At 31.2% G+C, this 10,648-nt stretch carries 10 protein-coding genes; all 10 read left to right on the top strand.

The annotated features are described in order from the left end of the window. Positions 1–64: 64 nt before the first annotated feature. On the top strand, positions 65–472 hold the full coding sequence (locus ABIN73_02320; GenBank protein MEO0268560.1) for a Rieske 2Fe-2S domain-containing protein: 408 nt from the start codon (positions 65–67) through the stop codon (positions 470–472). After that, on the top strand, positions 456–1,544 hold the full coding sequence (locus ABIN73_02315) for a cytochrome b N-terminal domain-containing protein (GenBank protein MEO0268559.1): 1,089 nt from the start codon (positions 456–458) through the stop codon (positions 1,542–1,544). Before ABIN73_02320 ends, ABIN73_02315 begins: the two co-directional genes overlap by 17 nt. Continuing rightward, positions 1,541–2,668, top strand: coding sequence for a hypothetical protein (locus ABIN73_02310; protein ID MEO0268558.1), 1,128 nt, complete (start codon positions 1,541–1,543; stop codon positions 2,666–2,668). The genes ABIN73_02315 and ABIN73_02310 overlap by 4 nt, the downstream gene beginning before the upstream one ends. Then, a complete protein-coding gene (locus ABIN73_02305; GenBank protein MEO0268557.1) occupies positions 2,665–4,314 on the top strand; it encodes a NapC/NirT family cytochrome c in 1,650 nt (549 codons plus the stop codon). The genes ABIN73_02310 and ABIN73_02305 overlap by 4 nt, the downstream gene beginning before the upstream one ends. Next, positions 4,302–5,186, top strand: coding sequence for a hypothetical protein (locus ABIN73_02300; GenBank protein ID MEO0268556.1), 885 nt, complete (start codon positions 4,302–4,304; stop codon positions 5,184–5,186). The genes ABIN73_02305 and ABIN73_02300 overlap by 13 nt, the downstream gene beginning before the upstream one ends. Continuing rightward, on the top strand, positions 5,176–5,844 hold the full coding sequence (locus tag ABIN73_02295) for a cytochrome b/b6 domain-containing protein (GenBank protein ID MEO0268555.1): 669 nt from the start codon (positions 5,176–5,178) through the stop codon (positions 5,842–5,844). Before ABIN73_02300 ends, ABIN73_02295 begins: the two co-directional genes overlap by 11 nt. Then, entirely contained in the window at positions 5,841–6,860 is a 1,020-nt protein-coding gene (locus ABIN73_02290) for a hypothetical protein (protein MEO0268554.1), read from the top strand. Before ABIN73_02295 ends, ABIN73_02290 begins: the two co-directional genes overlap by 4 nt. After that, the gene (locus ABIN73_02285; protein ID MEO0268553.1) at positions 6,850–7,710 is read left to right on the top strand and encodes a cytochrome b/b6 domain-containing protein; all 861 of its coding nucleotides are present in this window, start codon (positions 6,850–6,852) and stop codon (positions 7,708–7,710) included. Before ABIN73_02290 ends, ABIN73_02285 begins: the two co-directional genes overlap by 11 nt. Beyond that, on the top strand, positions 7,707–9,620 hold the full coding sequence (locus ABIN73_02280; GenBank protein ID MEO0268552.1) for a cytochrome c3 family protein: 1,914 nt from the start codon (positions 7,707–7,709) through the stop codon (positions 9,618–9,620). Before ABIN73_02285 ends, ABIN73_02280 begins: the two co-directional genes overlap by 4 nt. Before the next feature lie 17 nt (positions 9,621–9,637). Next, positions 9,638–10,648 (top strand): cytochrome c3 family protein (locus tag ABIN73_02275; protein ID MEO0268551.1); only part of this gene is annotated, 1,011 nt, incomplete at its 3' end.

The raw sequence follows: 10,648 nt of genomic DNA, 5'->3' as shown, positions 1-10,648 counted from the left end.
AATTTTTAAAAAATGGGGGAGTATAATTAAACATAATTAATTAATTTAAATTCTGGAGGGGATTATGAAAAAAATTGACTTTATTAAACTTTTTTTCTGGTTTTTTATTTTTTTCTGGATAATTGTCCTTTTTGGAACTTCTTTAACATATTTAAGCTCAAGGGATGATAAAAAACCCCTGTGGGTTATGATAGATGAACTAAAAAATTTTCATGAACCAAAAGTAAAATTTTATAAATTAGAGAAACCTATTTTTTTATACTTTAATGGCTCAGAATTTTTTTCTATCTCAGCTATTTGCACATTCAGAAGGGCTATACTTGAATACAAGGAAAATGAAAATGTCTTATTTTGTCCTGTCCACGGAGAAAAATTTGACCTTAACGGTAATCCTTTAAATAAAAAATTAAAAACACTCAAAAAGTATCAAGTTAGAATAAAGGGAGGGAAAATATATGTCCTTATTGAATAAAATACTTGAGTTTCTTGAGAAAAGAATTTCCCTTAATGAGCTTATATCATTTATAACCTCCTTCGGAATTTTCTATACACCCGTTCCCCATGATAAACCTGTTAAAGAAGCAATAAAAGATGCAATGGAAACCCCTTCTCCATCATATACAAGATGGCCATATCTTCTCGGAATTCTAACTTTTATCTTATTTATCTTCTGTGTAGTATCAGGAACTATGCTCCTTTTTTATTACATTCCATCAAAGGAAAATGCATACTCTTCCACTGTGGATACAATAATAAATAAACCCTTTGGCTTTTTCATATATAATTTCCATTACTTTTCAAGCATAACACTACTTGTTATACTTATCTTCCGCCTTATAAGATTTATTTATCATAAAGTCTTCTCCCCACCCAGGGAATTTTTCTGGATTTTAGCATACCTTATTTTTCTTTTTATTGTGTTTGAGTATATTACAGGAATTTCCTTACCAATGGACGGAAGCTCAGGATTTTTAAGTTTTAGAATTTATGAAATAATTTCACCAATACCAATTATCGGGAGCCTTTATAAAATTTTTCTATTTGCAGGCGAACTTTCAGATTTTTTCCTTTTAAGAAGCTACATTTTTCACATAATTATCTTACCCTTTTTTATTTTTTTCCTTTTCTATCTACATTTTCTTTCTGTAAGAAAACTGGGTTTATCAGATGGATACTTTAGGGGCGATAAAGTTTTCCCTGGATACTTTTTTGAAATTTTAATAATAGTGTTCCTTGCTTTCGCTATAATTTTCACACTCAGCAACATTTTCCCGAGAAAAATCTCAGAACCTTTTGTTCCTTATAAAAACTATGTAAATTATAAAGTTCCATTCTTTTTACTGTTTTTTGATTTTCTGAGAACAAATCTTAACCAGATTTCTTATTCAATTATATCCTTTATCCTTATTATTTTTCCATTCTTTCTCCCTTGGATTGATAGAACCCCACCAATTCCCCTCATAAAGAAACCAATTACATTTTTTCTTTATATCTTCTTTTTCAGTGTATTAATTTTTATATCCCTTTTAGAATTCCTGAAATGAAAGGAATAATAATTTATTTATCATTCTTATCACAGATAGATTCAACAGGTTGCTTTTTGTGCCACAGTGAAATAAGACTTAACTACACAAAGAGCATTCACTATTATGAAAATGTTTACTGTTCTGATTGCCATGGTGGAAATGAAAAATCCTTTGACATAAAAAAAGCCCATTCAGGGAATTTTAAAGGCAAATTCTCAAAAAAAGAAATTTTAAATTTATGCTCTAAATGTCATTCCTCAGCAGAAAAAATGGCTCCCTACGGCATACCCTTTGACCAATTTGAACTTTATATGCTTTCCGCTCACGGAAGATTTTTAGATAAAAAGAATAATATTCCTGTCTGCTCCGATTGTCACAATTACCACAATGTTTACAAAGCAAATGATATAAATTCTCCTGTAAATAAATCAAAGGTCTCATATTTATGCGGAAATTGTCACAAAAAAGAATTTGAAGAATATTCTAAAAGCATACATTTTGAATATGTTAGAAGAGGAATAAAAGACTCTCCCACATGTCCTGATTGCCATGGTTCCCATGGAGCCTATCCGCCAGGTTTCAGAGATATTGATAAAATTTGTGGTAAGTGTCATGAAAATGTAAGAGCAAATTTTTTGAAAAGTCCCCATTATAAGGTATTTGTTGAGATAAAAATTAAAGAATGCGAAGTATGTCATGGAAATCACAATATAGGCAAAGCCGATCTTACCACTTGGGATAAAAGCTGTATAAACTGTCACGAAAAAGATAATAATTCCTTAAAATTAAAAGAAGAGATCAAAACACTTCTTATTGAAACTGAAAATTCCTATAAAGATGCAACTGAATGGGTCTCAAAAATAGAAAAAATTCCTCTTGAAACAAAGGATTTAAAGGAAAGAATTAAAGATGCAAATAATTCTCTTGCAGAAGAAATAGGTATTCTTCATACATTAAATATTGAAAGAATAAAGGAAACCTATCTTCAATACAAGGGAGTTTACGACGATGTAAAACATGAAGCAATAAATAAATATAAACTTTTCCAGACAAGATACATAATAATACCTATTTTATGGATTTTAATTATAGTTACAGTTTTTTTAATTTTTGAATTCAAAAAGAGGGTAGAAAAAGCATGAGAAAAGTCTACATAATAATCTTTTTTTCTTTCCTTACCTTCACAATTTTTATAATTTTTATAATTTTTTCATTTCAAATTACCTCCCATCCTAATTTTTGTGGTTCCTGTCACTATATGAGACCTTACTTTGAATCCTGGAAAACATCATCCCATAATGGTATTCCATGCGTTGAATGTCACATTCCCCCTGGTATAACTTCTGAATTTAGAAAAAAATATGAAGCCCTTGCAATGGTTGTAAGGTATTTTACAGGAACTTATAGCACAAATCCATGGGCTGAAATTGAAGATGCTGCCTGTTTAAAGTGTCATGAAAAGAGACTTTTATACGGAAAGGTGTACTTTAAAAATATTCTTTTTGACCATCAACCCCACTTGACAATGCTAAGGAGGGGGAAAAAATTGAAATGCACCTCCTGCCACTCTCAGATTGTTCAGGGAGCACATATAAAAGTTACTGAAAGCACATGTTTTATATGCCACTTCAAGGGAACAGAACTGGGGAAAAAAACTGCAAAATGCACAATGTGTCATGGTATGCCAAGAAAAAAAATAGAAATCGCCTCTTTTACATTTGATCACTCCGATGTTGAAAAATACAGTATGGATTGCCTCTTATGCCATGCTCATTCTGTTGAAGGATCTGGCTCAGTTCCTGAAGAAAGATGTTTTACATGTCATAATGAACCAGCAAGAATATCGGAGTATAAAAACACTGAAAAAATACACGAAATTCATGTCACTATACATAAGGTGGAGTGTTTAAACTGTCATCAGGAAATTTATCATGGAAAACCAAGAGAAATAGAAGAGGTAATAAAAACTCCATGCTCCACATGCCATTTGGAGGGACATACCCCGCAGAAGGACCTTTATATGGGAATTGGAGGAAAAGGTGTAGAACCAACTCCTTCAGTTATGTTTCTTTCAGGTGTAAGATGTGAAGGATGCCATATAATAGGTAAAGAAGGGAAAATAAAAAAATCAGGTCCTTTTTCCTGTATGAACTGTCATGGTGCTTCCTACTATAGAATATACAACTCCTGGAAAGAAAATATTGAAAAAAGAATAAAGGAGACTGAGAAAATCATAAATGAAGCAAAAAGTAAATTGAAGAACTCAGAATATTTAGAAAATGCTGAATATAATCTCAAACTTGTAAAAGAAGGAGGTGGTTTGCACAATGTTTTGTATTCTGAAAAATTATTGAAAAAAGCAGTTGATTTTATTAATGAAGGTTTAAAGGAAAAAGGAATTAGCCCTTATAAAACTGAAACTTTTATTATAACAGAAGCAATAATTGAATGCACAAGATGCCACTACGGAGTTGAAAGGAAAATAAGCACCTTTGACGGAAAAACTTTCTCTCACTATATACATATTTTAAATAAAATAGAATGCAATAACTGCCACAACGAAAATAAGGAAGAAAAACCACATATGATAACCCTTTTGAAAGAAAAAAAAGACTGTGTGCCCTGCCATCATAAAGAGAATATAAAAAAAGATTGTATTACCTGTCATGGTAAAGAAATAAACCCCTACCACAAAATCCATGTAAAGGAAATGGAGTTAAAATGTAATGAGTGTCATGATAAAAATCTTTTAATAAAAGAAGATACCTGTTCACAGTGTCACTCTTAATTTTAATTTTTTCAATAAACTGTTTAGACTGCCACCTAAAAAGCATTTATGATTCCCTTATTCAATCTCCCCATAGAATTTTAAATTGTCTTGACTGCCATATATCCTTTGATAAATATCCGCATCCAGAAAAGGGGAAAATTTGTGAAAATTGTCACACAGATGTTGTTGTCTTTTTCTACAGAAGTGACCATTTTGAACATCTTAATTGCTATTCCTGTCACGGAAGCCATAAAACTTTATCATTTAAAATTTATGGTTCTAAAATTATAATTTCAGAAAAATGCTCAACCTGTCACTTAAAAGAAGGTGATGATTACAAAAAAAGTATACACTTTTTATCTCTTAAAAAGGGCATAGAGGATGCACCATCCTGCATTGATTGCCATTCAGAACATTATATTTTATCCCCCTTAAAAAGAGAATCGCCTGTTTACTACAAAAATGTTCCAAAGACATGTGCTAACTGTCATGAAAATAAAGCCATAACTGAAAAATATGGATTACCACCTAAAAGATTTTCAACCTACCTAAAAAGTTATCACGGTCTTTATTTAGAGGAAGGCATTTTAAAATCTGCCAATTGTGCTTCCTGTCATGGAAATCACCTAATTTTACCAGCAAAGGATGATAGAAGTCCGATACACCCCTTAAATCTTCCAAAAACCTGCGGAAAATGTCATCCTGGTGCAGATATAAAATTTACACAGGGCAAAATCCATGTGGAAGCCAAAAGAGAAATAGCCCCCTATGTTTACGCAGTCAGATTATTTTATACAATTTTTATTTCAATTCTTGTTCTTGGTTTTATTATGCATATAATTTTTGATATTATAAGATATAGAAAAAAAAGGAGGGAAAATGAAAAATAAAATATTAAGATTTTCAAGGTCTTGGAGAGTTCAGCATATGCTTTTAATGATAAGCGTTTTATTACTCATACTTTCGGGATTCTCACTTAAATATTCCCACACCACTTTCGGTAAAATACTGATTTTTCTTGAAGGAGGATTTGAAGCAAGGGGAGCACTTCACAGAATGTCAGCTTTTTTATTAATTTTTACAACAATATATCACTTTATTTACATACTTTTTACAAAAGAAGGCAGAAGGGAATTTAAATTGCTTTTACCATGCAAAAAGGATTTTAAAGATTTCATTGATAGTATTTTATATGATATAGGAAAAACAGATAAAAAACCCGAATTTGATAGGTATTCCTACAAAGAAAAAATGCAATACTGGGTAATTTCCTTTTTAATACTTATAATGGTTCTTTCTGGTATAATTCTTATGTTTCACAACTACTTCTTCACTATTTTTCCAAAATGGATTATCGACCTTTCCTTTTCCCTTCATTCATGGACTGCTACAATTGTTATAATATTTTTAATTTTGTGGCATTTTTATATAGTCCATCTTTCACCTTCAAATTTTCCTATAAACTTTTCCTTCTGGGATGGTTATGTAGATGAAGACTGGTTAAAAGAAAATCATTATTTAGAATATAAAAAGATAAAGGAGAAATGAGCTTACTTTTAGTTTTCATTTTTATTTTACAGGCACCTTTAGAAGAAGATAGAAGGTGTCTTTTATGTCACGGTAAAAAAGATTTTGGAATTGTTGAAGATGGTAAATTTAAAAGTCTATATGTAAGTTATGAAGAACTTAAAAATTCTGTCCATAAAAAATTTTTATGTCAACAATGTCATAATGATGTTAGAGTAATACCTCACCTTATAAAACCAAAAAAAATTCACTGTTTACAATGTCATTTTGAAGGAAATGTTGTTGGAGCACCCACTGAGAAAAAACCTGAAAAATATAAAGAAAGTATTCATGAAAAGGGAAAAAGGGAAGGAAAAAAAGTCCCTGAATGTATGGATTGCCACGGAATTCACAATGTAAGAGCACCTGAGGATAGCCTTTCAAGTGTATATAAAAAGAATGTTCCCTCAACATGTGGAAAATGTCATGTAAATCAGAGGGAAGAATATGAAATATCAATTCACTGGCAGGGTATAAATAAAGGAATAATGGGATCTGCTGTTTGTAATGATTGCCATAGAGAACATGATGTTTTGCCACCTGAGGATCCAAGGTCAAGTCTAAATCCAAGGAATGTTATAAAAACCTGTGAGAAATGCCACGCAAATGTAGAGTTAATGAAAAAAACCGGTGTGCCTGTAAAACAGGTAGAAGCTTACAAGGAAAGTTTTCATGGGATTGCCCTTGAGTTTGGTGTTTTAAAAGCTGCAAACTGCACTTCCTGTCATGAATATCACAAAATTTTGCCTCAAAGAGACCCCAGATCTCCAATTCATCCTGACAATCTCCCCAAAACATGTGGCAAATGTCACCCCAATGCTTCACAGAATGTAGCAAAAGGAAGAATTCATGTTTTACCCCAAGAAAAGGAATCAGGTATTATATTTTATGTTTATAACTTTTTTAAAATCTTTACCTTTCTTGTTATAACAGGTCTTATAATCCATATATTACTTGACCTCTATGGTAGATTAAGGAGGAGAAAGCATGGAGAATAAAGAATTAGAAGAAAAATTAATTGAAGAAATTGAAAGGGAAGAAAAAATTGAAATAGATGAAAAATTGAAGGAAAAAATAAAAAGGGAAATCAAGGAAAAATATAAAAAAGAATTTGAAAGGTTAAAAAAGGAAAAAGAAAAAAAAGAAAAGGAAAAAAAGATAAAAGAAGAAGAATATTTTATAAGATTCAGCTTAAATGTAAGACTTCAGCATTTATTTCTTGCTATTGGTGTTTTGATTCTTATATTTACAGGTCTGCCTATAAAGTTTCATGAAGCAGGATGGGCCAAGATGTTCCTTAAAATAATGGGGGGAATACAGGTATCAAGGGTGCTTCATAGAATAGGAGCAAGTATACTTATTTTCGTTTCCTTCTGGCATATGTTTTACATTCTTTTTACAAAAGAAGGCAGAAGGGAATTCTGGGAACTTTTACCCAGAATAAAAGATTTTAAAGATTTCTTCCAGAATATCAGATATTTTCTAGGACTTACAAAGGAAAAGCCAAAATTTGGTAGATTTTCCTACATAGAAAAATTTGATTACTGGGCTGTTTACTGGGGAATGGTTATAATGGTTTCTACTGGTTCTATCCTGTGGTTTCATAACTTTTTTCTCGGTATTCTTCCAAAATTTGTAATAGATATTGCAAAAGAAGCCCATTCAGATGAAGCAATGCTCGCAACTCTTGCCATTGTTATATGGCACTGGTATAATGCCCATTTTAACCCTGAGGTATTTCCCTTCAATCCCACCATTTTTACTGGAAAAATTTCAAAGGAAAGAATGCTAAAGGAACATCCCCTTGAATATGAAAAAATAATTAAAGAAAAAGAGATTAAAAAATGAGAAAATTTACTTTTTTTTCTCTACTATCCCTTTTACTCCTAATTTACCTCTCGATAATTTTCTTTAAAGCAACCGATAATCCGGATTTCTGCAATAGCTGTCATTTTATGAAACCCTATTATGATAATTGGGCAAGTTCTTCACATAATACAGTCCCATGTTATAAATGCCATTATGGACCAGGAAAAAAGGATTACATAGGGGGAAAATTGAGGTTAACAGGAGAAATATTAAGATACTTTGCAGGATTTTATTCAAAGGAAATAAAAACAAAAGTAAAGGACGAGGTTTGTTTAGAATGCCATAAAAAAGAAGAATTTTTAGATAAGGAAATTAAATTTACTGAGAAAGAAATAAGTTTTAACCACAATTTCCATTTAAATGATAAAATAGATAACCTTAACTTCAGGTGCCAGAACTGTCATTCAGAACTTGTTCAGGGAAAACATACTGCAGTTTCAATCAAGGTATGTATTTTATGTCACTTTATTGGTGGAGAATTTGGGAAAAAGGGTGAGTGCGGAATCTGTCACGGACCGCCAAAGGAAGAACTTCTTATTTGGGGGGTTCCTTTTAAACACTATGAATATATTAAGGGTGGTGTTGATTGTCTTACTTGTCACTTAAATGTTATATCCGGCAGAGGCGATGTAAAATCGGAAAAATGTCTTGATTGTCACATTGAAGTTAAAAGGGAATTTCTTGATAGAAGAAAAATACATGATATTCATGTCAGAAAAGAAAATATTTCTTGTTTCAGGTGTCATGAGGAAATTAAACACGGAAAAATAATGGTGACACAGGTTTTCTCACCACAATGCCAGGAATGTCACGGAAATGCCCACTTTGTTCAGGAAAAAATTTATTCAGGAACAGGAGGAATTGGAGTACCAAATCTTCCTGATAGAATGTTTATTGCAGGTGTTATATGCCAGGGCTGTCATAAAGTTAATTTAGAGAGAACTTTAACTGGTCCTCATTTTAAACTACCAAAGGCTAATCCTTCTGAATGTGTTTTCTGCCATGGGAAAAATTTTGATAAACTCCTTTTAAAATGGCAAAACCTTGTAAAAGAGAGAATTGAAAGAATAAAGAAGAGAGAAAAAATTTATTCCCTGTTAAAAGATTTAAAAATTCTTCAATATGATTCAAAAAAGATTGAATTAAATCTTGAACTTGTTAATAAGGATAAAAGTTTCGGAGCCCATAACATAAGATATATAAATCTTTTACTTGATGAAGTTGAAAAAGAATTAAAAATTGATACAAAAAAACCAGATATTGAAAGAATTTATAGTAATAATCCAAAATGTATTGATTGTCATTTTGGTATAGAAAATAAAAATTTATATTTTAAAAATAAAGAATTTTTACACGGTCCCCATCTATTTAATTATAAATGTAATGACTGTCATATAGAAGATGAACCTTCAAAGGATCTTCACGGCAATTTAAAAAAAATATCGGAAGACTGTAATTCCTGTCATCACCAAAAGGAAAAAAATTGTGAAGATTGCCATAAAATACAGAAGGAATTTTATAGTGGTGAATATCTTTCAGAATCAATGGATGTAATGAAAGAAGCTGGAATAGATTGTTCGGATTGTCACATTGAAGGAGGAAAAATCATTAAACCAGAACCAAATGTTTGCTCCAATTGCCATGAAACAAGTTATGAAAAAGACTTTACTGAGAAATTAAATTCTATCAAATCAGAAATAAGAAAATTTGAATTTAAAATTGAAGAAATAGTAAATAAATTAAAAGAAAGGGGAAATAAAAAAGAAATTATTGATTTTTACAATTTTCTTGAAGAATATGAAAAATTCAAAAAAGAAGGTTCTTACGGAACACACAATATAATGTTTATGGAGGAATTTTTAGAAAAAATTAAAAAGTATAATTACTAACTAAAAGGAGGGGGAAAATGATTTTAATCTTTTTTTTAATTTTATTTGAAAACAGTGATTGTTTGGTATGTCACGAAGATATAAAAATGCCAGGAAGAGCCCATGAGAATATTAATTGTATTGACTGTCATACCGGGATTAAAGAATTACCCCATGAAGTTCCATTGAGTAATGTAAATTGTAATCTCTGTCATAAAGAGGAAATGGGAGTTTTTGAAATGGATCCACATGAGAGGGCAAGGAAAAAGGGAAATTTGAAAGCTCCTGGTTGCACAGATTGCCATGGAACCCATGATATAGAACCTGTGATAGAAGTAAAATCTAAACTTCATCCCCTTAATCTGGATAAATTTTGTACAACATGCCATCCTTCAGTTTCTGTTCCTGAAAAATACCATGCTGTTTTGTACCCTTCAGAAAAATGTCTTGAATGCCATGACAAAGAAATAAAAGAAAAACTAAGAAATTCAGTTCACAAAAATCATGAGTGTGTTGATTGTCATAGAACTGTATACAGTCTTGAACCTGACAAAAAACATGTAAAAAAATTAAACTGTAAGGATTGCGGGTTATGTCACAGGAAGGAATGTGAAGAACATGAGATAAGCATACATGGAACAGGTATAAAGGAAAAAAAGCCTGCTGCAAAATGCTGGGACTGTCATGATAGCCACGAAATACTTGAAACTTTTAATAAAAATTCAAAAGTTTATTATGTAAATTTGCCTGAAACTTGTGGAAAATGCCATTCAAAACCTGAATTTGCTGAAAAATGGGGAATCACAATAAAAAATCCCTATGCTTTATATGAAGAAAGCATTCATCATGAAATGTTACTTAAAGGCAAAAGAGCAGCAACCTGTTCTGACTGTCATGGAGTTCATAATATTGCTACTCATAGAGATATCTTATCAACAATTTATAAACAGAATGTTCCTAAAACCTGTTCAAAATGTCATGAAAAGGAATACATAGAATATGTAAAAAGTGACCATTTCCGTGCAATAAGATTTGGAAACTTTGATGCC

Source organism: candidate division WOR-3 bacterium (genome assembly GCA_039804025.1).
Classification (GTDB): domain Bacteria; phylum Hydrothermota; class Hydrothermia; order Hydrothermales; family JAJRUZ01; genus JBCNVI01.
Note: the sequence above shows the minus strand (reverse complement) of the source record. Positions and strands in the feature narration are given on the sequence as shown.